We start from the raw sequence: 22,505 nt of genomic DNA on the forward strand, positions 1-22,505 counted from the left end.
GGCGGCGCGGGCGGCCGCCCCCGGTCAGATCACTGGTTGCGGATCGGGATATCCATCATGTCCGGCGTGATCTCACGCACCAGATCGGGGATCGCCCATTCCACGTCATCCTCGACCCGGATGCGGAAGTGGTACATCGACTGCATCGCCTGATGGTCCTCAGGCCGGAACCACATGTCGCCCTTGGGGGTCTCGAAATGCATGCCTTCCATGGCCGCGATCAGCTCTTCGGTGTCGGTCGAGCCACCGGTTGCGCGCAGGGCTTCCACAACCGCGATGCCCGACGCCATGCCGCCCGCAGTAAAGAAGTCGGGCGGGGTGCCGAAGCGGGCCATGTGCTGTTCGACCAGCCAGTCGTTCACCGGGTTCTGCGGGATCTCATAGTAATAGTAGGTCGCGCCCTCCATGCCCGGGAAGTCGCGGTAGCCGACCATCGCGGGCAGGATGTTGCCGCCGGTGGCCAGCTGGATGCCGAAGCGCGACGGGTCCATCGCCTGAATGCGGCCCATCGGGTTGCCGCCCCCGGCCCAGATCACGAACAGACGGCGGTCGCCCTCGTGCTCTTGCAGCGCGTTGAAGATGCGCTCGGCGGCGGCGGTGAAGTCGGTGGTGTCGGTGGGCACGTATTCCTCGTGCACCAGCTGCGCGGGGGTATCGGCCAGCGCCTCGCGGAAGGCGGCGATGCCGTCACGGCCAAAGGCATAATCCTGCGCCAGCGTGGCGACCACGACGCCCTCTTGCCCCAGCGCAATGGCGTTCGAGATCGCGTCCTGGCTTGAGTTGCGCCCGGTGCGGAAAATGTAGCGGTTCCACTCGCTGCCGGTGATCGAGTCGGCCACGGCGGGTTCGACCAGCAGGATGCGCTCGTATTCTTCGGCCACGGGCAGCATCGCCAGTGCCACGCCCGACGACGTCGGACCCACGGCAATCGCGGCGTCGTCGTCGCCAAAGGCCTGCGCCAGCAGGGCGCGGCCCAGATCGGGGCGCAGCTGGCTGTCGTATTCGGTCACCACCAGATCATGCCCGTCGATCTGCATGGTGCCTTCGGTGGCGTATTCGATCCCCAGCATCAGCCCGGTCTGGCTTTGCGCGGCATACGCCTCGAGCGCGCCGGTGGAGTCGTGGATATGGGCAATGCGGATCTCATCGGCCACGGCGGGTGCGGTGGCGAGCGCGATGAACGCGGCGCTTAACATCAGTCTCATCGTTTCCTCCCTGTCATAAACATGAACGATGATTCATGTTTCATTTAGGGATGCCGGGGGAATCCTCACCTGTCAAGAAATCTTTGGGGAGCGGGGCGCTTTCCCTTGATCTGCGTGGGGCAGGGCTTAGGTATTGTGTCCCCAAACGGAGACTTCATCATGGACCAACATCGCGCCGTCATCGCCCAACCGATCACGAACCGCGAGTCTGTCCATGTCTGTCACCCTGTCCCGTCTGAACTGGTCCACCCCTGAGGGGACCGCGCTTTTCACCGATCTTTCCCTGTCCTTCGGCGCTGAACGCACCGGCCTTGTCGGGCGTAATGGCACTGGCAAAAGCACGCTGCTGCGGCTGATCGCCGGGGCGCTGGTGCCGGTCTCGGGCACGGTGCAGGTCACGGGCCGCGCCGCGCTGCTGCGCCAGAGCTTTGCGCCCGTAGAAACCCTTGCTGACCTCTTCGGCGTCCGCGAGGCCCTGGCCCTGCTGGACCGGGCCGAGGCGGGCGAGGCCAGCGCTGACGAGCTGGCCGAGGCTGACTGGACGCTGCCGTCCCGCATCGACGCTGCCTTGTTGCGCTGCGGGTTAGACATCGCGCCGGGCACGCCGCTTGCCAGTCTCAGCGGCGGGCAGGGGACGCGGGCCGCGCTGGCGGCGGCGGTGTTCGATGAGCCGGCGGTGTTGCTGCTGGACGAGCCGACCAATAACCTTGACGCGGACGGGCGGAGCGCCGTGCTGGACCTGCTGGCGGGCTGGTCCGGGGCGGCGATCGTGGTCAGCCACGACCGCGCGCTGCTGGACCGGATGGATGCCATCGTCGAACTGACCACGCTGGGTGCGGCGCGGTTTGGCGGGACTTACAGCGACTACCGCGCCCGCAAGGACATCGAGCTGAACGCAGCGGCGCAGGATCTGGCAACCGCGTCGCGCGCGCAGGACGAAGCCGCGCGCCGTGCCCGGCAAGCCGCCGAGCGCAAGGCGCGCAAGGACGGTGCGGGCAAGCGGTCACGGGCGGCGGGCGGACAGCCGAAAATGCTGATGGACAAGGCGCAGGAGCGCGCAGAAGCCAGCGGCGGGGCGAATGCCCGCCTGCGCGATGCCCGCGCGGCGGCGGTGGCCGAGGCCAGCGAGGCCGCGCGCGCCCGTATCGAAATCCTCCAGCCGCTGCGCATGGACTTGCCGCCGACGGGCCTGCCGCGCGACAAGGTGGTGCTGCAGGTGGAGGGCGTCACCGGTGGCTATGACCCGGCGCATCCGGTGATCCGTGATCTGTCGTTCCAGCTGACCGGGCCCGAGCGGGTGGCGATCACCGGGGCGAACGGCAGCGGGAAATCGACGTTGCTGGCGCTGATCACGGGGGCACTGCAACCCGCCGCCGGTCTGATCCACCGCCGTGTTCCCTATGCGCTGCTGGATCAGTCCGTGAGCCTGCTCAACCCCGATGAAACCCTGCGCGACGCGTTCAAACGCCTCAACCCCATTGCCGATGAAACCCAGATCCGTGCCACGCTCGCGCGGTTTCTGTTCCGCGCGGGCGATGCCTTGCAGCGGGTCGGCACGCTCAGCGGCGGGCAGCGGCTGCGCGCCGGGTTGGCCTGTGTGCTGGGCGGCGAGCAGCCGCCGGGGCTGCTGATTCTGGATGAGCCGACCAACCATCTGGATCTGGACGCGACCGAGGCGCTTGAGGCCGCGCTGACGCGGTATGACGGCGCGATGCTCATCGTGAGCCATGATTCGCGCTTTCTCGAAGCAATCAGGCCGGATCGCCGGATCGCCTTGCCCTAATCCCGCGGCCGCATCGGCGCGCGGCTGCGCTCGTTGGCGGCCAGCATCGCCTTGGTCGCCAAGGCGGTGAACTGCACCTGTTCGTCCGGGTTCAGGCCGCAGAGAATGTCGCTCTGGATCGCGTCGATCTCGGGCAGCAGCCGGTCGATCAGCGCGTGCCCCTCAACCGTCAGCGATACCTGCCGTGCGCGGCGATCCTTGCTGTTAACCATGCGCAGAACCAGCCCTTTGGCCTGCAGCCGGTCGATCACACCGCCCATCGTGACGCGGTCATGGGCAATCAGCCCGGCCAGCGTCGCCTGATCAATGCCGGGATTGTCGCGCAGCGACGCCAGCGCGGCAAATTGCACCGGCGTCAGATCCAGCCCAAGCTCGGCAATGCGGGCCTGAAAGATCGACACGGATATCTGGTTCAGGCGCCGGATCAGATGGCCCGGCATGGTTTGGATCACGGACATGCGCGCAGGATAGACAAGCGATGGCGTTTGACAAGTGGACTAATTGTTAGCACACTTCCTTTATCGGGCGTTGAGGAGGGCGAATCGAATGGTACAGTTGGGCGCGCTCATCCGCTTCCCTCTGCTCGGGGGATGAGGCGGTGTTTTCTGCCGGTTCAGGACATGCCACAACATGGCACGCCGCCGACGCGGCGCGGGGCCGCTGTCAGGCGGCCTGCCTCCATGACCGCCCGCGCGACGGGCAACGATAAGGACCCGGCCAGATGACCCAGTATCTGTTTACACCCGCGCCCGTGCGCAGCCTCAAGGTGCTGGGGCAGGCGGCCGAATATCCCGTGTCGCGCATCTTCTGCGTGGGCCGCAACTATGAGGCGCACGCCGCCGAAATGGGCGGCACCGTGGACCGCGAGGCGCCGTGGTACTTCACCAAATCGGCGGTCTCGGCGGTGTGTCTGTCGGGCGAAACACGGCCCTATCCGCCGGGCACCTCGGATTTCCACTATGAGATGGAGCTGGTCGTCGCTGTCGGTGACGCCGTGTTCAAGGCCGATCTGGCGCAGGCCGAGGCCGCGATCTTCGCCTATGGCTGCGGGCTGGACATGACGCGCCGTGACCGCCAGCAGGACGGCAAGGATAACCGCCGCCCGTGGGATCTGGGCAAGGATGTCGAGGGTTCGGCGGTGCTGACCACGCTGACCCCGGCGGCAGGCTTCGCGCTGGCCGGGCGGCGCATCCATCTGGAGGTGAACGGCATCACCAAACAGGACGCGACGCTGGACGATATGGTCTGGTCGCCCGCCGAGGTCATCAGCCACCTGTCGAACTACTACCATCTGCAACCGGGCGATATCATCCTCACCGGCACGCCCGCAGGCGTCGGCCCGGTCGTGGCCGGGGATGCGATCACCGGCGGTATCGACGGGCTCGAGCCGATCAGCCTGACGCTGGGGGCCGCCGAATGATGCGGTTTCACGGCTATTTCCGCAGCTCTTCCAGCTATCGTTGCCGCATTGCCTTCAACCTCAAGGGCCTGACGCCCGAATTTGTCCCGGTGCATTTGGTCAAGGATGGCGGGCAGCAGAAATCGGCAGCGTACCGCGCGCTGAACCCGCAAGGGCTGGTGCCAACGCTTGAGGTGGACGGTCTGGTGCTGACCCAATCGCCCGCGATTCTGGAATGGCTGGACGAGACGCATCCCGAGCCGCGCCTGCTGCCGCAGGATGCGGCAGAGCGGGCGGCGGTGCGGGCTTTCTGCGCGGTGATCGCGTGCGAAATCCACCCGCTGCAGAACCTTCGGACCTTGCAGTATCTTGAGGCTGCTTATGGTCAGGGCCCGGATGGCAAAGAGGCCTGGTGCCAGCGCTGGATCGGCGATGGTCTGGCCAGTTGTGAGGCCTTGCTGGCCAAGCGCGCGCCCACCCGCTTCGCCTTTGGCGACGCGCCGGGGATGGCCGAGATCTATCTGATTCCTCAGTTGTTTTCGGCAAAACGCTTCAAGGTTGATACCAGCGCCATGCCCCGCCTCACCGAGATCGCCGCCGCCTGCGACACACACCCTGCCTTTGCGGCGGCGCATCCGTCGCAACAGCCGGATGCCGAGTAACCAAGAACCGGGTTTATGCAAAAAATAGCACAAACTTATGCCCGGGAGCGAAATTAGTATTCGCCAGAAACGACGACTTGTGCCAACAAGTATTGGCAACAAAATGCTTCTTGTGCAATCTGATGCAAGATAGTGCCATCTGAGACTCTAGGGAGGAGATCACATGACGAAACGTACCACGCTTCTCGGCCTCATGGGGGCGACCGCGATTGCGGCGCTGACCACCGGGGCTGCGACGGCGCAGGAATTCACCCTGCGCATGCACCAGTTCCTGCCGGCGCAGGCCAACGTCCCGCGGGACGTGCTGGATGTCTGGGCTGACAACGTCGAGCGCGACTCGGGCGGCCGGATCGAGATCGAGCGTTACGCCTCGATGGCACTGGGCGGCACCCCGCCGGAACTGATGGATCAGGCGATGGACGGTATTGCCGACATCATCTGGACGGTGAACGGCTACACGCCGGGCCGCTTCCCGCAGACCGAGGTGTTCGAACTGCCGTTCATGGTGTCGGATGCCCGCGCTGCCTCGTCCGCGCTGTGGACGATGTATGAAGAGCACATGCAGGAAGATTTCGCTGGCGTGCACATGCTGGCGATGTGGGTCCACGGTCCGGGCATGTTCCACACCAACCGCCCGATCGTGCACCCTTCCGATCTGCAAGGGATGAAAATCCGCGGCGGTTCGCGCGGCGTGAACGATCTGCTGGCGCTGGTGGGTGCCGAAGCCGTCGGCCTGCCGGTGTCGGGCGTGCCCGAGGCTCTGTCGCGCGGCGTCATCGACGGCACGACGATCCCGTGGGAAGTGACCTCGGCGCTGCACGTGTCCGAACTGGTGCATAACCACACCGAAATCGAAGGCCCGGCGCTGTATGTGCTGACCTTCTCGTTCGCGATGAACCAGGACACCTACGATTCGCTGCCCGCGGATCTGCAGGAAGTCATCGACAACAACTCGGGGCTCGAGTTCTCGATCTTCGCGGGCGGCACGCAAGCCGATGCTGACGGTCCGGCGCGTCAGGTTGCTGTCGATCTGGGCAACAACATCGTCACCGTGTCCGAAGCCGATGCGCAGGAATGGGTGGACGTCGTCCAGCCGCTCTATGCAACCTGGGTTGAAGACATGAACGGTCGCGGCATCGATGGTCAGGCCCTGATCGACGAAGCCCGTCAGCTGATGTCTGACTACGAAGCTGCGCACTAAGCGGCATCCCTCGCGCAAAGACGATGGGGCGTGGCCGGACAGGCCGCGCCCCTCTCACAAAAAAGACAACGGTTCGTGGACAGCGCAGACTGACCCGCGCGCCGCCCCCAAGACGCCGGATCAACCGGTCATCCAGGGAAGAGGGACAATGTTCAAGACGATCCACAAGATCTTTTACGGGCTTGCCTGGACCATGGCAGTTGTCGGCGGCGCCTTGCTGACAGCGCTGGTGCTGATGCTTTGCCTGTCGATTCTGGGGCGCGAAGCATCGGATGTGCTGCATTCTGCCTGGATGCAGGAAAGCATGCCGGGTGTCGCGCGGTCGCTGCTGGATGCCGGGGTCGGACCGATCTTCGGCGATTATGAATTCCTTGTCGCAGGGCTGGCCGTCAGTGTGTTCTGCTTTCTGGGCTGGTGTCAGATCACCGCCGGGCACGCCACGGTGGATGTCTTCACCTCGGGCCTGAGCGACAACCAGCGCCGCTGGCTGCAAGTGTTCATCGAAATCCTTTTCGCGGGCGTTCTGGTTCTGATCGCGGTGCAGCTGTACGACGGGATGAACACCCTCGCCCGCCGCCGCTCGACCACCTTCCTGCTGCAATATCCCCTGTGGTGGAACTACGCCGCGGCCCTTGTGCCCGCCGTGATCACCGCCGCCATTGGCGTCTATGTGGCGCTTGTTCGCGTGGCCGAGGCGGTCACCAAACACTCCATCATCTCAGCCGCCGGAGCAGACCATTGAGCAACCTCGCAATCGGTATCCTGTCCTTTCCGGTCCTGCTGGGGCTGATCTTTGTCCGCGTACCCATCGGCCTGTCGATGTTCGTAACCGGGTTCGGCGGTTACTGGATCATCGACGGCTCAAGCCGCATCCCCTTGGCGCAACTCAAGAATGCGGCCTATTCGACCTTTGCCAGTGAGGCGCTGGCTGTGGTGCCGATGTTCCTGCTGATGGGCTATTTCGCCACCATCGGCGGTATGTCCTCGGCGCTGTTCAAGGCCGCGGCGGCCTTTGTCGGGCACCGCAAGGGCGGCGTCGGCATTGCCGCTGTGGCGTCCTGCGCAGGCTTCGGCGCGATCTGTGGCTCGTCGCTGGCGACGGCGGCGACCATGGGCCGCGTCGCCCTGCCCGAGCTGAAACGCTTTGGCTACGACGGGGGCATCTCGACCGCGCTGCTGGCCGCCGGTGGGACGTTGGGGATCCTGATCCCGCCCTCGGTCGTGCTGGTGATCTACGCGATCCTTGCCGAGCAGAACATCGCCAAGCTGTTCCTTGCCGCCTTCGCGCCGGGCATTCTGGCCGCGATCGGCTACATGATCGTCATCTCGATCTATGTGCGCCTTTACCCCAACCGCGCCGGCACCGCCGAGCGGATCAACTGGCCCGACCGATTCCGCCTGCTGCTGGGGGTCTGGCCCGTGTTGGTGGTGTTTCTGGCGGTGGTCGGCGGCATCTATGGCGGTGTCTTCACCCCGACCGAAGGCGCGGCCGTCGGCGCGCTGGGCACGGGTCTGATCGCGCTGGCCAACCGCGGGCTGAACTTCCGGACTTTGCTGGAAAGCTTCACCTCGACCGCCCGCTCGACCGCGATGATCTTCTTCATTGTCTTTGGTGCGGCCTTCTATAACGGCTTTCTGGCGCGGACCCGCGTGCCGCAGGCGCTCAGCGAATGGGTGCTCAGCCTTGGGCTGGCCCCGGTGATGGTGCTGGTGCTGATCCTGCTGATCTATCTGGCGCTGGGCTGTGTCATGGACAGCCTGTCCATGATCCTGCTGACCGTGCCGATCTTCTTCCCGATGATGATGGCGCTCGATTTCGGCATGTCGCAGGAACACGTCGCCATCTGGTTCGGCATTCTGGTGCTGATCGTGGTTGAGACCGGGTTGATAACACCGCCCGTGGGGATGAACCTGTTCATCATCAACGCCATGGACCGCGCGACGCCGATGACCTCGACTTACAAGGCGGTCTCGTTCTTTGTGCTGTCGGACATGGTGCGGGTGGCGATTCTGGTGGCCTTCCCGGCGATCACGCTGTTCTTGATACCGTGATGCACCGCAGCGCTGACGGAACTGAATGGGGGCCTTTGGGCCCCCATTTTCGTACCGGCGCACGCCAAGGATTGACAGATTAAACCGTTATGTCATGTAACGAATAAGCAGGTTGATTTCGGGAGGGGAACATCATGCGCATCGAGGGACAGATCGCACTGGTCACCGGCGGTGGCAGCGGGCTGGGCGAGGCGACAGCCCGCCTTCTGGCCGGGCGCGGCGCGAAAGTCGCGGTGCTGGACTATGACGGGGCCAAGGCCGACGCGGTCGCCGCCAGCATCGGCGGTCTGGGCGTGCAGGCCGATGTCGGCGACGCCGCTGCGGTCGAGGCGGCTTTTGCCACGGTACAGGATGCCTGGGGCGCCATGCCCCGCGTTGCCGTCAACTGCGCCGGGATCGGCCTTGCCGCACGGATCGTCGGGCGTGAGGGCAAGATGTCCATCGACCTGTTCGAGCGCGTGATCCGCGTCAACCTGATCGGCAGCTATATCGTCATGTCGCATGCCGTGAAGGGCATGCAGGCGCAAGACCCGCTTGAGGGCGGCGAGCGTGGTGTGGTGATCAACACCGCCTCGGCCGCGTGGCAAGACGGGCAGGTGGGTCAGGCGGCCTATGCCGCGTCCAAGGGCGGGATCGCCAGCATGTGCCTGCCCGCCGCGCGCGAGCTGGCGCAGTCGGGCATCCGGGTGATGGCCATCGCGCCGGGGCTGTTCAACACGCCGATGATGGAAAGCCTGCCGCCCGAAACCACCGCCAAGATCGTCGCCAATGTGCCCTTTCCTGACAGGCTGGGCGATCCGTCGGAATACGGGCTGATGGTCGCGCAGATTATCGAGAACCCCTATCTGAACGGCACCACGATTCGTCTGGACGGCGCCACCCGCCTGCCGCCGCGCTAAGCCATGGCCGCTTCTGACCGCACCTTGCGCGCCTTCATCGGCTACGACATGAAACGCGCGCTCAACGTGGTGCTGGGCGATCTGGGCAGCGTGTTGTCGGGGTTTGGCCTGCGGATGACGACCTATTCGTCCCTGGTTGTCATCCGCGACAATCCGGGCCTGCGTCAGACGCGGCTTGCCGAGATTCTGGTGATCGAGCGGCCCAATCTGGTGCTGATCCTCGATGATCTGGAAGAGGCCGAGCTGGTCACACGCACTCGCGCGCCGGACGACAGGCGCGCTTATGAACTGACCGCCACGCCCAAGGGTAAGCGCCTGTGTGATCAGGCAACCGCGGCGGTCAACGAGCACGACATCCGCATGACACAAGGGTTGAGCGACGAGGAGGTCGCCGCCCTGCACCGTGCCCTGCGGCAGATCGAATTGAACGGGAGGACATCCGATGACCCATCAGAAATACCGCGCCCATGACGCGCGCCGGCAAGACCGCCCGGACGGTTCGATCCTGCTGACCAGCGGGCTGACGCTGGGACCGATTGCTCGCCGCACGACTGACTGGCTGGTGGACTGGGCCGCCGCCGCGCCCGACCGGGTGTTTCTGGCCGAACGCTCGGGTGCGGGCTGGCGCGAGGTCACCTATGCGCAGGCGCTGGAGATGGTGCGCGCCATTGCCGCCTCGCTGGCCGAACGCGGGATGGGGGCACAGACGCCGATCCTGATCGTCAGCGGCAACGGCGTGGACCATGGCCTGCTGACGCTGGCCGCGCAGTATATCGGCGTACCGACCGTGCCGGTGGCCGAGCAATACGCGCTGATCCCCGGCGCGCATCCGGTGCTGGAGCGCATCGCCAGCGTGATCGCGCCGCGTATGGTCTTTGCCGATGACGCGGCCCGCTATGGCGCGGCTTTGGCCCTGCCGGTGTTCGAGGGCGTCGAGAAACTGGTGAGCACAGGCGGCGCGGCGGGCGAAACACGCTTCGATTCGCTGCTCAAAGGGCGCGGCGATGTTTCGGCACTGAACGCAGCGGTCACGCCCGACACGGTCGCGAAATACCTGATGACCTCGGGCTCGACCTCGCATCCCAAGGGGGTGCTGACCACGCAGCGGATGATGACGACCAATCAGGCGCAGCTGAAAGCCGCGCTGCCCTTCGTCGCCGACAAGCCGCTGGTCTTGTTGGACTGGCTGCCGTGGAACCATGTGTTCGGCGGCTCGCATAACTTCAATCTGGTGCTGTCGAACGGCGGCACCTTCTATATCGACAACGGCAAACCGACGCCCGCGCTGGCGCACCATACCATCGAGAACCTGCGCATGGTCTCGCCCAGCATCGCGTTCAACGTGCCGGTCGGCTTCGCCGTGCTGCGCGACGCGATGCAGCAGGATGAATCGCTGAAGCGCCAGTATTTCCAGAACCTCGACATGCTGTTTTACGCCGGGGCCTCGCTGCCGCAGGACATATGGGCGGATCTGGAAGCCATGGCGCGCGAGGTGCGCGGCGAGATGCCGCTGTTCAACTCCAGCTGGGGCCTGACCGAAACCGCCCCCGCCGCGCTGTTGCAGCACGAATTCACCCATCAGTCCGGCATCATCGGCGTGCCGCTGCCGGGCGTGACGGTCAAGCTGGTCCCGGCGGACGATGACACAAGGTTCGAGGTGCGCGTCAAGGGTGACACGATCACGCCGGGATATCTGCATGATCCTGAGAAGACCGCCGAAGCCTTTGACGAGGAAGGGTATTTCATCACCGGCGACGCAATGAAATTCGTCGAGCCGGGGGATATGAACAAGGGGCTGAAGTTCGACGGGCGGATCGCCGAGGAGTTCAAGCTGATCACCGGCACCTGGGTCCGTGCGGCAGGGCTGCGGCTTGAGGTGCTGGTCAAGCTCAAGGGTCTGGCGCAGGACGTGGTGATTACCGGGGCTGACCGGTCCGAGGTCGGTGTGCTGATCATCCCGCTGCCGGGTCTGGCCGACGGGGCACAAGAGGCTGATGGCGCGCTGATCGTCGCGCAGGCCGCCGAGATCGCCCAGCGGCTGAAGCCGGGCGCGAACGAGGGTTCGGCCCATGCGATCCGCCGGGCGATGGTGTTGGCCGAGCCGCCATCGATGGCCGAGGGCGAGATCACCGCCAAGGGCAACCTCAACTTCCGCAAGCTGCTGCTGCGGCGGGCGGAACTGGTCGAGCGGCTCTACGACAACGACGACGCAGCGACGATTGTGGTGTGAACGGACGGTGCGGTGAAACCGCACCCTACAGCGGTGGCGTAGGGTGCGGTTCACCGCACCGTCCCTTGCCCCGCCTCGCACCCCTCTGTGACCCCAATCCGGGTTTCCTTTGCACCCGCATGGCGCTAAGTCTGCTCAACCCTTCCAGCACAGGCCCAAGCCCATGTCCGCAGATCTCGCCCAAGCCCTTCTTGCCGCCGCCCGCAAGGCCGGGGCCGACAGCGCCGATGCGCTGGTGATTGAGGGCACGGCGGTTTCCATCGACGTGCGCGAGGGGCGACTGGAGCACGCCGAGCGGGCCGAAGGCCTCGACATCGGGTTGCGCGTGTTGATCGGCAAACGGCAGGCCTGCGTGTCGTCCTCGGATGCCAAGCCCGAGACGCTGGCCACGATGGCCGAGCGCGCCGTCGCCATGGCCCGCGAAGCGCCCGAAGACCCGCATGCCGGGCTGGCTGACCCCGAGCAGCTCAGCGCCCGCCGCGATGCCGAGGGTTTCGAGCTGCACGACCCTTCGCCCGAGCCCGACCCCGCCGCGCTGGAAGACGACGCCCGCCGCGCCGAGGCCGCTGCCCGCGCGATGCCCGGCATCAGCCAGATCGACCAGTCCAGCGCCAGCTACTCGCACCGCACGATCCATCTGGCCGCCTCGAACGGGTTCGCCGGGGGCTATGAGCGTTCGTCGCGCCACACCGCCTGCGTCGCCATCACCGGGACGGGCACGGCGATGGAGCGTGACTGGGCATCCGAGGGCCGGATCTTTCAGGCCGACCTTCCCAGCCCCGAGATCATCGGCCAGCTGGCCGGTGAGCGCGCCGCCGCGCGCGCGGGCAGCCGCAAGCCGCCGTCGGGCGCGTTTCCCGTGCTTTATGACGAGCGTGTCGCCTCGTCGCTGATCGGTCACCTGACCTCGGCCATCAATGGCAGCGCCATCGCGCGCGGGGCCAGCTGGCTGCGCGAGTCGATGGGCAAGGCGGTGCTGCCTGCGGGCTTTGATCTGACCGAAAACCCGCACCGCCCCCGCATCGGCGGCACCCGTGTGTTCGACGCCGAGGGCCTGCCGACCCAGCGCCGCCTCTGGGTGCAGGACGGTGTATTGCAGGGCTGGGTGCTCGACCTTGCCACCGCCCGCAAGCTGGGCATGCAGAGCACCGGCAACGCCGCGCGCGGCCCCTCGGCCCCGCCGTCGCCCAGCCTGTCGAACCTCGAACTGACCCCCGGCACCGCCAGCCGCGATGATCTGATCCGCGACATGGGCACGGGCTTGCTGATCACCTCGCTGATCGGTTCGACGATCAATTCGACGACGGGGGACTATTCGCGCGGCGCGTCGGGGTTCTGGGTAGAGAACGGCCAGATCGCCTATCCGGTCAATGAATGCACCATCGCGGGCAACCTGCGCGACATGCTGATGCGCCTGACGGCGGCCAATGACGCCCGCGCGCATCTGTCGACGCTGGTGCCGTCGCTGCTGGTCGAGGGCCTGACGATTGCAGGCGCATGACGTTTACAGCGATGATCTGGCGCTGCTGAGCGAGGCCGCGCTGGCCGCTGGCAAGATTGCCGAGCGGTACTATCGCAACGACGCCAAGGTCTGGGACAAGGGCGACGGGCAGGGCCCGGTGACCGAGGCTGATCTGGCGGTCAACGCGCATCTTCACGGCGTGCTCACCGCAGCGCGCCCCGGCTACGGCTGGCTGTCCGAGGAAAGCAACCCGCTGGGCGATCTGTCGCGGCTGGGCCACGAGACCTGCTTTGTCATCGATCCCATCGACGGTACGCGTGCCTTTATCGATGGCCAGCCGGGCTTTGCCCATGCGCTGGCGGTGATCCACAAGGGCCAGCCCGTTGCTGCCGTGGTGTATCTGCCGATGCTTGCGCTGACCTATGCCGCACGGCTGGGTGGGGGGGCGACGCTGAACGGCGCGCCGATATCGGCCAGCGCGCGCGCCGACGTTGACGGTGCGCATGTGCTGATCACCCGCCCGGCGATGGACCCGGTACATTGGCCCGGCGGCGTGCCTGCGCTGAAACGCGAGTTCCGCCCCTCGCTGGCCTGGCGGCTGGCGCTGGTGGGCGAGGGGCGCTTTGACGCGCTGGTCACGATCCGCGACAGCTGGGACTGGGATATCGCCGGGGCCGCGCTGATCGCGACCGAGGCGGGCGCAACGGTGACCGACCGCCACGGCGAGCCGTTGCGCTTCAACCGTGCCGAAGCGCGTAACCCCGGCGTGGTCGCCGCCGGGCCCGCCGTCCATGCCGGGTTGATGGCGGGCCTCACCGCGCCCCAAGGGGCGGCGTGATGCCCGGCGGTGCCTCTGGCGGGGTCTGGCTGCACACCACCGATCCCGGTCTTGCCCCGGCGCTGCATGTGCTGGCGGAACAACTGGACGATCAACCCGAAGGCCCGCGGGTCTTTGTCAGCGGCGATGCGCTGAACCCCGGGCCGGGCGACGATCCGCGGTCGATCGATGCACAGCTTGACCATTTTCCGACCCGCCTGATCGTGCTCGCCGGGACCACGCTGCCGGTACCGTTGATCGAACGCGCCAGATCGCGCGGCGTATCGCTGATGCTGGTGGATGCGCAGAGCACGGTAACCTCGGGCCGCTGGCGAATTCTGCCGGGGCATCTGCGCGGCGTTCTGGGGCAGTTCTGCCAGATCCACGCCCGCGACGCGCAAAGCGCGGCTGCGATTGCCCGCATTGTGCGCGGCGCGGTGCCGGTGCTCGAGACGGGACGACTGGCGCGCCATGCGGCCGTGCCGGGCTGCAATGTGCTGGAACTGGACGCGCTGCGCGACGAGGTCAGTACGCGTCCGGTCTGGCTGGCCCATGACCTGCCGCTGGCCGAACTGGACACCGCGCTGCTGGCCCATTCCCACGCCTTGCGCCGGGCACACCGGCTGTTGATGATCCTGCAGCCGCGCGATGTCGCGCAGGGTTCCCATATGGCGCATCGCGCCAATGAGGTCGGCTTTGCGCAGGCGCTGCGCTCGAATGAAGATCAGATCGACGAGACGACGCAGGTCTATGTTGCCGATGCAGGCGACGATCCCGGCCTGTTCCTGCGCCTTGCGCCGGTCGCCTATCTGGGTGGCTCGCTGACCAAGGGCGCGGGCACGCCCTCGCCGGTCACCGCCGCCGCGTTGGGGTCGGCGCTGGTGTTCGGGCCACATGCCGCGGCTTCGACCCGCGCGTTTCTGGACCCGCTGCGCCAGCAAGGCGGCGGGCGTCAGATCGAGACCGCCTCGGATCTCGGCCCCGCCGTCAGCGCCTTCCTGTCGCCCGAAGCCGGGGCTGACGCCGCCCTGCGCGCCTGGACGCTGGCGACCGAAGGCAGCGATGCGACATGGACGGCGACCCGCGCGATCTGCGACTGGCTGACGCTGAACCGGGGGGGCGCATGAAGGCCCCGGCGTTCTGGACCAACCCGCCCGAGCGGCCCGGCTGGCAGGCCCGGCTTCTGGCTCCGGTGGGCTGGCTGTATGCGCGGGCGACGGCGCGTCGGGTTGCGCAACCGGACCACCGCGCGACGGTGCCGGTGATCTGCATCGGCAACCTGAACGCGGGCGGTACGGGCAAGACACCGACGGTCATCGCGCTGATGCAGGCGCTGGCCGCGCGCGGCGTGACGGCGCAGGTCGTGTCGCGCGGGTATGGCGGGCGGCTGGAGGGGCCTGTGCGGGTCGATGAACGCCAGCACAAGGCGGCGGATGTCGGGGACGAGCCGCTGCTGATGGCGGCCTTCGGCCCGGTCTGGGTGGCGAAAGGCCGCGCGCTGGGCGTACAGGCGGCTGAGGCAGCAGGCGCGCAGGTCATCCTGCTGGACGACGGGTTCCAGAACCCCGGCGTGGTCAAAAGCGGCTCGGTTGTGGTGGTCGATGCAGCCGTCGGCTTTGGCAACGCGCGCTGTATTCCTGCGGGGCCTTTGCGAGAGCCGGTCGGCGCCGGGCTGGCCCGCGCGCAGGTGGTGCTGGCGATTGGCGATGCGGCGGCACAGGCGCGGTTCGCGGCGCAGTGGGGCAGGGCGCTGAGGGGCGTGCCACTGTTCACCGGCTCGCTTGAGCCGTTGAATACCGGGATGGTCTGGACCGGCCTGCGCGCGCTGGCTTTCGCCGGGATCGGGCGTCCGGGCAAATTCTTTGACACGCTGCGTGCGACCGGAGCGGATGTCGTTCGGACGCAGGCGTTGGATGACCACCAGCCCCTGACCCCGGCGCTTTTCGCCCGGCTCGAGGCCGAGGCCCGTCGCGAACGCGCCCAGCTGGTGACGACCGAGAAAGACGCGGTCCGCCTGCCGCTCGACGCGCGCCGTCAGGTGCTCACGCTGCCGGTGCGGCTGCGGATCGACGATGAAGCGGGGCTGCTCAAGCTCTTGGGTCTCTGACCTTGGTGGGGTGAAACCCCACCCTACCGGCACGCAAATCCGCGAGCGCTCACACCCTGGGCGCGTGTGTAGGGTGGGGTTTCACCCCACCATCCCTACACCCCGGCCCGCGCGATGCGCAAAAGACCCTCGCAATCGGCGTATTCCTCCAGATGGTCCGCCAGGGCCTCCAACGCTGCCTCGACACCGGCGTCATAAGACACGCCGCCGCCCTCGGCCCCAAGGCTGCGCAGGAACGCCGCGCGGAAGCCGTCGGCGCTGAACATGCCGTGCAGATAGCTGCCCATCACGCGCCCGTCGGCCCGCATCGCGCCCTCAGCCGCCCCGGCCACGGTGAACAACGGGCGCGCGCGGTCTGGGCCTTCGGTCTGGCCGATGTGGATCTCATACCCCTCGGCCACCGCACCACTGGCCACATGCGCGGCCCGCGTCAACGTCACGCGTTTCTCGGCGATCATCACGGTCTCGACGTCCAACAACCCCAGCCCGGCCACCGTCCCCGGCGCGCCCTCGATCCCCTCAGGGTCCGAGATCACCCGCCCCAGCATCTGATACCCGCCGCACAGCCCCAGCACCCGCACGCCCCGGCGCAGGGCGGCGGCCAGATCAATGTCCCAGCCCTGCGCGCGGAAATAGGCCAGATCGGCGATGGTCGATTTCGAGCCGGGGATGAGGATCAGATCCGCCTCGACCGGCAGCGGACGGCCCGGTCCGATCACCTCGACCGTGACGCCCGGCTCGGCCATCAGCGGGTCCAGATCGTCAAAATTCGCGATCCGGCTCAGCTGCGGCACGACGATGCGGAAACCACCCGTCCCGCCCGAGCGCCGCAAGTCGGCGGCGTCCTCGGCAGGCAGGCGATGGGCCTGCGTGAACCATGGGAGCACGCCCAGACCCGCCCAGCCGGTGCGTTCAGCGATCAGCGCATAGCCATCGTCAAACAGACGCGGATCGCCCCGGAACTTGTTGATCAGAAACCCCTTGATCAGCGCGTTGTCGGCCGGGTCCAGCACCGCCTGCGTCCCCACCAGCTGCGCGATCACCCCGCCCCGGTCGATATCACCGGTCAACACCACCGGCACCCGGGCCGCCTGTGCAAAGCCCATGTTGGCAATGTCGCCAGCGCGCAGATTGACCTCCGCCGGACTGCCTGCGCCCTCAACGATCACCAGATCGGCCTCAGCCTGCAAGCGCGTGAAGCTTTCCAGCACCGCGGCCATCAACTGCGGCTTCAACGCCGCATACTCCCGCGCCTTGCAGGTCGCAAACCGCCGCCCCTGCACGATCACCTGTGACCCGATGTCGGACTCAGGCTTGAGCAGGATCGGGTTCATATCGACCGAGGGCGCCACGCCACAGGCCAGCGCCTGCAACGCCTGCGCGCGGCCGATCTCGAACCCGTCGGGCGTTACGGCGGCGTTGTTGGACATGTTCTGCGGCTTGAACGGCCGAACCCGCAGCCCCTGCCGTGCAAACACCCGCGCGAAGCCAGCGACCAGCAACGACTTTCCGACATTCGAACCGGCGCCCTGGATCATCACTGTCGCTGCCATCGCTTGCCCCCGGTGGTTTCGCCAGTCCTAGCGCGGGAACAAGGAGGGGGGCTAGCCCCCCTCTGCGCGTTCCGCGCATTCACCCCCCAGGATATTTGAGGACAGATGATTAGGCTTTGTTAACCTTGTCCATCATCTGTCTCTAAATATCCACGGGAGGAGTCCAGAGGAGGGGGCGTGCCCCCTCCTCTGGCGGGGGAGCGCGAGGGGCAAGGAGCCCCTCGCTTTGGCGCTAGCCGAGCAGCTCGGTTATCGCGTGGTGAAAGATCGCGACGCCCGGTGCGATCAGACTGTCGGGGAAGTCGTAGGTCTGGGTGTGCAGGGCCGGATGGTCGGTCCCGGAGCCCAGAAACACCATCGCCGACTTTGCCGCCCCGCCGAAGCGGCCAAAGTCCTCGGAACCGCGCATCGGCATGTCGCCGCTGTCATAGCCGATGCCCTGTGCGTCCAGCGCGCGGGCGAGGACGGCGGTGGCGTCGGGGTGGTTGGTGCAGGCCTCAAACCGGTCGTGGACCGAGAAGGAGACCTCCAGTCCTGCTGCCTCTGCCTCGCGTCGGGCGAGGTCTTGGGCCTGCTCCAAAAGCGCGTCCAGATCCTCGGTCGAGAGGCCGCGCAGGGTGACCCACAGCTCGGCCTCGCCGGGCGCAATGCCGAAGGCCGGTTCGCCCATGCGCAGATGGGTGATCGTGGACAGCCGGAACCCTGCGCCCATTGCGCCGCCCGGTCCCATCGCGCGCAGCCCGTCGATCAGCGCGGGCAGGGCCGGGGTCGGGGCGCGACCCGTCTCGGGCAGCGAGGCATGCGCCGTGCCGCCGGTCAGCGTGATGCGCAGCCCCGCCGAGGCGCAATTGGCCGGACCCGGCGCGAGCCACGCCTGCCCCAGCGCCACGCCCGGCATGTTGTGCAGCGACAGCGCCCAGTCGGGCGCGATCCCGGCGAAGCGCGGGTCGGCCAGCACCGCCGCCGCGCCCGAGCCGTCCTCTTCCGCCGGTTGGAAAAGCAGCACCACGCGCCCGGTCTTGGGCCGTTTGCGCGCCAGTAGCCGCGCCAGACCCAGCAGGATCGTCGAATGCCCGTCATGCCCGCACAGATGCGCGACACCCGGCGTTTCGCTGGCATGGGGCACGTCGCCCAGTTCGACGATCGGCAGGGCGTCCAGCTCGCTGCGGATCATCACCGTGGGACCGGGCTCGCCGCTGTCATAGACCGCCGCCACGCCGTGCCCGCCCAGTTCGGTGACCACCACATCGGGGTCAGGCAGGGCAGCGGCAACGCTACGGGCGGTTTCGGCTTCAAAGCCAGAGACTTCGGGCCGCCGGTGCAGGGCGCGGCGGAACTCGGTCAGCTCGTGGATATCGGAATTTGTCAGGGTCATGCGGGCATCCTGCCGCGCGCTGCTCTAAAGGTCCAGTGCCTGCGCGGCGAAGAGCACGCCGCCCTTGTCGGCGGGAAATCCGCAGGCCAGCACCGACAGCAGGTCGATCACGCCCGGTTCGGCCACCAGCCCCTTGGCGGCCCGCAACAGCGCCGCGCTGAGGCGCACGGCGATCTCGCTGTCGCTGATCGCGCGCGGGGTCACGCCCGCGAAATGCGCCTCTTCGCGGGCCAGATCCTCGACCAGCGGGTCGATCACCCGCCCGCCGCCGCCCGGATAGCGATACCAGCCGACGCCGCCCTTGCGGCCCAGCCGTCCCTCGGGGACCATGCGGTCCACGACCGGCAGGGTGTGGCCGGTCACGCGGTGACGGGCATAGGCGCGGTCCAGCCCGCGCAGATCCTGCGCGGCGCAGGGGCCCAGGGTGAAGCCGGCGGCCTCGGCCGCTGCGTCAACCTCCCACGGCGTTGAGCCTTCGAACACCAGCGCCTCGGCCTCGTCCTCGAGCGCTGCCACCAGCACCGCCCCAAGGAAGCGCTCCACCCGCACCGGCAGCGCGCCCAGCCGCCGCGCGAGGCCCTCGGTGCGCAGGTCCGAGCCGGTGAGGATCTCGATCACCCCCTCGCCCGGCTGGTCGATCAGCGCGACCGGGGCGGGGAGTGAGGTGCGCAACGCGCCGGGGCCGAGGCTGGCCAGCAAGGCTCCCGGAGCCACCTGTGCCATGCCCCCAAAGAGCGCCGCGCGCAGGCCCGCGTCGCTGCCTGAGGCCTCGATCACCGCCTCGGCCCCCTCAGCCGCAGCCGGGTCGGTGTGAAGGGAGATGCCGGTGGCCTTGCCCGCCCGCGTCAGCGCGTCCTGCGCGCGTTCAACGTCCCAGTGGTCTTCCTCGATCAGCGCGACGGTAACGCCGGTGTCTGCCAAAGCGACCGCCAGTCCCAGCGCCTGCGGGCTGCCCCCGGCGACCGCCGCGCGGCTGAGCGCCAGCGGCGCGCCAATCGACAACCGTTCCCGCACCCGCGCCAGATGCGCCGCCCCCGGCGGGATCAATCCAGAAACCCGCGCTCGCGGATCAGGGCCAGCAGGTCAGCCTGCGACTGGGCCAGCGTGCGCCCGGTGGTGTCCAGCTTGGCGCGCGCCTGATCATAGAGCGCCTCGCGGCTGGTTAGGATGAATTTCAGCTGATCCATCGCCTCGGGGTTGCCCGCCATCGGGCGCATGTCACCCTGTCCGCGCACCCGCGCCATATGCTCGGCCGGGCTGGCCTTGACCCAGACGGTGTGGAAATGCGCCAGCAGGTTTTTATAGGTCTCGGGCTCGGACACGATGCCGCCCGCGACGGCCAGGATCATCGTGTCATGCGTGGCGACGATGCGGTTCATCGCCTGCGCTTCAAGGCGGCGGTAGCCTTCCTGCCCGTAAAAGGCCATCACCTCGTTGACCGGCATGCCCGCCTGATCCTCGATCTCGCGGTTGAGCTCGACAAAGGGAATGCCCAGCGTCTCACCAGCCAGCGCGCCCAGCGTGGATTTGCCCGCGCCGCGCAGGCCGATCAGGGCGATGCGGTGGCGGCGCGCGCTGGCCTCGGGCTGCGGGGCGAGCAGGTCGAGCACCTTGGCGCGCACATCCGACGACGCGCCACGATAGAGCTCGCTCACCCGCATCGCGTCCGAGGTCCACGGGTCATCCTCACCGACCAGCCACTCGATCCGATGGTCCAGCGCATCGGCGACGCGCTGCAAAAGCCCGATGGAGATATTGCCATCGCCCGCCTCAAGCAGCGCCAGATAGCGCGGCGAGACGCCCGAAACCTCGGACAGGACGCGGCGCGGGATGCCCTTGAGCTCGCGCGCCTTGCGCACCCGTTCGCCGACACGCAGGATCAGCCCGCGCACAGCGGCTTCGTCCCGCGTGGCGGAATCGGGGGACAGGGTTTCACCGCGAAAGTTCGTGATCTCTGACATCAGGGCGTCCGTTCGGGGCGTCCGTTTGGGAACAATAGTGCACAAGCTTAGGGGATGCCCTGCGGTCAAACAATAGGCATCCTGCGAAACGCGCGGGCGATTGCACTATTCTGCCGGGGGTTCCAGATGCTTGAGCACCAGCGCGCGCACGGCCTCGGGCGGCGGGGCTTTGCGGAACTGATCGGCGATGGTGAAGACGCAGACGAAACTGCCCTCAAAGCACACCACCCCGTCCTGCCGCCCGATCACCCGCCACGCAACCGAGGTCTCGCCCAGCCGCGTCGGCGCGACGTCGCAGATCAGCCGGTGGCGGGGCGTGATCGGGTGGCGGAAATCGAGGCTCATGTGCACGAAGGGCGTGCCGAAATTGTGGTCCATCTCCATCTGGAACCAGCCGCCGCCGAAGTGATGCTCCCACCAGCCGTTGATCGCGTCCAGCGCCCAGGCCGGGATGCGCGCGGTATAGGCGATCTTGGCCGGGTCGCAGTCACCCCAGGTGACGCGGATCTCATGGCTGTAGGGCATCAATAGGTCTCGACGTGATAACGTCCCTCGTCGCGCATGGCGTCGCGGGTTGCCTCCCAGCCAAGGCCGGTGCTTTCGGCGATGTTTTTGAACGCCAGTTCCACGCCCTGCTCCATGCCGCGCAGACCGCAGATGTAGATATGCGTCTTGGGATCGGCCAGCAGATTGGCGACGACTTCCTGCTCGACCATCATGCGGTCCTGTACGTATTCCTTTTCCACGCCCGGAATGCGGCTGAACACCAGATGCTTTTTCAGCAGACGGTCGGGCACTTTGTTCAAGGGGCCGAAATAGGGCAGGCTGTCGGGCGCGCGGGCCCCAAAGAACATGACCATATCGCCGGTGGCCCCGGCGGCGGCGCGCTGGCGGCGCATGGTGAAGCCGCGGAAGGGGGCAGCCCCGGTGCCGGTGCAGACCATCAGCAGGCGGGCGGCGGGGTCTTCGGGCATGAGGAAGGTCGCGCCGAAGGGGCCGGTGACCTTGACCTCATCGCCGATCTTCAGATCACAGACGTAGTTTGAGCACAGGCCCTGTTCCTCACGCTTCACGGTCAGCGAGAGGTTGTTGAAATTCGGCCGCTCGCCGTCGCGCGGGCTGGAAACTGAATAGAGCCGGGGCAGATGCGGCTTGCCGTTGGCGTCCACACCGGGGGGAATGATGCCGATCGACTGGCCTTCGAGCACCGGAAAGGGCTGGCCGCCGAACTCAAGGATCAGGTGGCGCACGTCCGAGCCGCTCTCGGCGCTGGTCAGGCGATAGTTGCCCTGTACCTTGGCGATGGCGGGCTTGCCGAGGTTGTACATGTTGACCGTCGGCTTGGCCGCGCTGGCCGGAGCCTTGGATTTGCCGCCAGCGCCCTTGTGGGCTTCGGCCAGCAGGGCCTCCATCGCGTCATCCAGCGCCTCGACGCTGCCGCCCTGCGCGGCAGAGGCACCAACGTCGCCCTGCGCGGGCAGGTCTTCCCAGCTGAACTGTTCTTCCAGAGTGTAGGGCGTGTTCACCACCCGCCATTCGTCGATCGAGCCGGTCGGGCAGACCGGGATGCAATCCATGCAGAAATCGCATTTCTCGGCATCGACGACGACGTTGTTGTCGTCGTGGGTGATTGCCTCGACCGGGCAGGTCATCTCGCAGGTATAGCAGCGGATGCAGATTTCCGGGTCGATCAGGTGCTGTTTGAGGGGCTTGTTCATGCGCGCGGAGTCCGGGGGTGCAGCACCGTTTCGGGAAGGAAGGCCAGCTCGAAGCGGCTCCAGCAGGGGCCGGTACAATCA

The 22,505-nt window shown here is 67.2% G+C and carries 21 protein-coding genes; 13 read left to right on the forward strand and 8 right to left on the reverse strand.

Annotated elements, in window-relative coordinates; genetic code table 11:
- Positions 1 to 29: 29 nt before the first annotated feature.
- Positions 30 to 1,205: a substrate-binding domain-containing protein gene (locus tag EAE28_RS15995; RefSeq protein ID WP_127108060.1), complete on the reverse strand. Its 1,176-nt coding sequence runs from the start codon at positions 1,203 to 1,205 to the stop codon at positions 30 to 32.
- A 208-nt stretch (positions 1,206 to 1,413) separates the two neighbouring features.
- Here EAE28_RS15995 and EAE28_RS16000 point away from each other — a divergent pair, with 208 nt between their 5' ends.
- Positions 1,414 to 2,988: an ABC-F family ATP-binding cassette domain-containing protein gene (locus EAE28_RS16000; RefSeq protein ID WP_127108229.1), complete on the forward strand. Its 1,575-nt coding sequence runs from the start codon at positions 1,414 to 1,416 to the stop codon at positions 2,986 to 2,988.
- On the opposite strand, the gene EAE28_RS16005 is transcribed toward EAE28_RS16000, so the two are convergent.
- The gene (locus EAE28_RS16005) at positions 2,985 to 3,446 is read right to left on the reverse strand and encodes a MarR family winged helix-turn-helix transcriptional regulator (RefSeq protein WP_127108062.1); all 462 of its coding nucleotides are present in this window, start codon (positions 3,444 to 3,446) and stop codon (positions 2,985 to 2,987) included. The genes EAE28_RS16000 and EAE28_RS16005 overlap by 4 nt on opposite strands.
- A 263-nt stretch (positions 3,447 to 3,709) precedes the next feature.
- Between EAE28_RS16005 and EAE28_RS16010 the strand changes: the two genes are divergently transcribed.
- The 12 genes from EAE28_RS16010 (at position 3,710) to lpxK (ending at position 15,817) form a co-directional block, all read left to right on the forward strand.
- Positions 3,710 to 4,408, forward strand: a complete 699-nt coding sequence (locus EAE28_RS16010; protein WP_127108064.1) for a fumarylacetoacetate hydrolase family protein — start codon at positions 3,710 to 3,712, stop codon at positions 4,406 to 4,408.
- A complete protein-coding gene (gene maiA, locus EAE28_RS16015) occupies positions 4,405 to 5,049 on the forward strand; it encodes a maleylacetoacetate isomerase (protein WP_220443949.1) in 645 nt (214 codons plus the stop codon). Before EAE28_RS16010 ends, maiA begins: the two co-directional genes overlap by 4 nt.
- Before the next feature lie 163 nt (positions 5,050 to 5,212).
- A complete protein-coding gene (locus EAE28_RS16020) occupies positions 5,213 to 6,250 on the forward strand; it encodes a TRAP transporter substrate-binding protein (RefSeq protein ID WP_127108066.1) in 1,038 nt (345 codons plus the stop codon).
- Positions 6,251 to 6,398: 148 nt separating this feature from the next.
- Complete coding sequence (locus tag EAE28_RS16025) at positions 6,399 to 6,992, forward strand: TRAP transporter small permease (RefSeq protein ID WP_127108068.1); 594 nt, start codon at positions 6,399 to 6,401, stop codon at positions 6,990 to 6,992.
- A complete protein-coding gene (locus EAE28_RS16030; protein ID WP_127108070.1) occupies positions 6,989 to 8,302 on the forward strand; it encodes a TRAP transporter large permease in 1,314 nt (437 codons plus the stop codon). The genes EAE28_RS16025 and EAE28_RS16030 overlap by 4 nt, the downstream gene beginning before the upstream one ends.
- A gap of 134 nt (positions 8,303 to 8,436) precedes the next feature.
- The gene (locus tag EAE28_RS16035) at positions 8,437 to 9,201 is read left to right on the forward strand and encodes an SDR family NAD(P)-dependent oxidoreductase (protein WP_127108071.1); all 765 of its coding nucleotides are present in this window, start codon (positions 8,437 to 8,439) and stop codon (positions 9,199 to 9,201) included.
- 3 nt (positions 9,202 to 9,204) lie between these two features.
- Entirely contained in the window at positions 9,205 to 9,672 is a 468-nt protein-coding gene (locus tag EAE28_RS16040) for a MarR family winged helix-turn-helix transcriptional regulator (protein WP_127108073.1), read from the forward strand.
- Positions 9,644 to 11,431 carry a feruloyl-CoA synthase gene (locus EAE28_RS16045; RefSeq protein ID WP_127108075.1) on the forward strand — a complete coding sequence of 596 codons (1,788 nt, stop codon included), beginning with the start codon at positions 9,644 to 9,646 and terminating at the stop codon, positions 11,429 to 11,431. The genes EAE28_RS16040 and EAE28_RS16045 overlap by 29 nt, the downstream gene beginning before the upstream one ends.
- A 163-nt stretch (positions 11,432 to 11,594) precedes the next feature.
- Positions 11,595 to 12,932 carry a TldD/PmbA family protein gene (locus EAE28_RS16050; protein ID WP_127108077.1) on the forward strand — a complete coding sequence of 446 codons (1,338 nt, stop codon included), beginning with the start codon at positions 11,595 to 11,597 and terminating at the stop codon, positions 12,930 to 12,932.
- The gene (locus tag EAE28_RS16055) at positions 12,919 to 13,731 is read left to right on the forward strand and encodes an inositol monophosphatase family protein (RefSeq protein WP_127108079.1); all 813 of its coding nucleotides are present in this window, start codon (positions 12,919 to 12,921) and stop codon (positions 13,729 to 13,731) included. Before EAE28_RS16050 ends, EAE28_RS16055 begins: the two co-directional genes overlap by 14 nt.
- Positions 13,731 to 14,837 carry a 3-deoxy-D-manno-octulosonic acid transferase gene (locus EAE28_RS16060; protein ID WP_127108081.1) on the forward strand — a complete coding sequence of 369 codons (1,107 nt, stop codon included), beginning with the start codon at positions 13,731 to 13,733 and terminating at the stop codon, positions 14,835 to 14,837. Before EAE28_RS16055 ends, EAE28_RS16060 begins: the two co-directional genes overlap by 1 nt.
- Positions 14,834 to 15,817, forward strand: coding sequence for a tetraacyldisaccharide 4'-kinase (gene lpxK, locus EAE28_RS16065; protein WP_127108233.1), 984 nt, complete (start codon positions 14,834 to 14,836; stop codon positions 15,815 to 15,817). Before EAE28_RS16060 ends, lpxK begins: the two co-directional genes overlap by 4 nt.
- A gap of 95 nt (positions 15,818 to 15,912) precedes the next feature.
- Here the strand turns inward: lpxK and EAE28_RS16070 are convergent, their stop codons facing one another.
- From EAE28_RS16070 to boxA, 6 genes are all read right to left on the reverse strand, one after another.
- Complete coding sequence (locus tag EAE28_RS16070; RefSeq protein ID WP_127108083.1) at positions 15,913 to 17,370, reverse strand: cobyric acid synthase; 1,458 nt, start codon at positions 17,368 to 17,370, stop codon at positions 15,913 to 15,915.
- 232 nt (positions 17,371 to 17,602) lie between these two features.
- Positions 17,603 to 18,745 carry an amidohydrolase gene (locus EAE28_RS16075; RefSeq protein ID WP_127108085.1) on the reverse strand — a complete coding sequence of 381 codons (1,143 nt, stop codon included), beginning with the start codon at positions 18,743 to 18,745 and terminating at the stop codon, positions 17,603 to 17,605.
- Between the two features lie 24 nt (positions 18,746 to 18,769).
- Positions 18,770 to 19,792 (reverse strand): 3-hydroxyacyl-CoA dehydrogenase family protein, encoded by a 1,023-nt coding sequence (locus EAE28_RS16080; RefSeq protein WP_127108086.1) that lies wholly within the window; start codon positions 19,790 to 19,792, stop codon positions 18,770 to 18,772.
- A complete protein-coding gene (locus EAE28_RS16085) occupies positions 19,789 to 20,706 on the reverse strand; it encodes a helix-turn-helix transcriptional regulator (protein WP_127108088.1) in 918 nt (305 codons plus the stop codon). The genes EAE28_RS16080 and EAE28_RS16085 overlap by 4 nt, the downstream gene beginning before the upstream one ends.
- A 105-nt stretch (positions 20,707 to 20,811) precedes the next feature.
- Entirely contained in the window at positions 20,812 to 21,231 is a 420-nt protein-coding gene (locus EAE28_RS16090; protein ID WP_127108090.1) for an acyl-CoA thioesterase, read from the reverse strand.
- On the reverse strand, positions 21,231 to 22,424 hold the full coding sequence (boxA, locus tag EAE28_RS16095; protein WP_127108092.1) for a benzoyl-CoA 2,3-epoxidase subunit BoxA: 1,194 nt from the start codon (positions 22,422 to 22,424) through the stop codon (positions 21,231 to 21,233). The genes EAE28_RS16090 and boxA overlap by 1 nt, the downstream gene beginning before the upstream one ends.
- Positions 22,425 to 22,505: the final 81 nt, after the last annotated feature.

Origin of the sequence: Pararhodobacter zhoushanensis (assembly GCF_003990445.1) — a bacterium.
GTDB classification, from domain to species: Bacteria; Pseudomonadota; Alphaproteobacteria; order Rhodobacterales; family Rhodobacteraceae; genus Pararhodobacter; species Pararhodobacter zhoushanensis.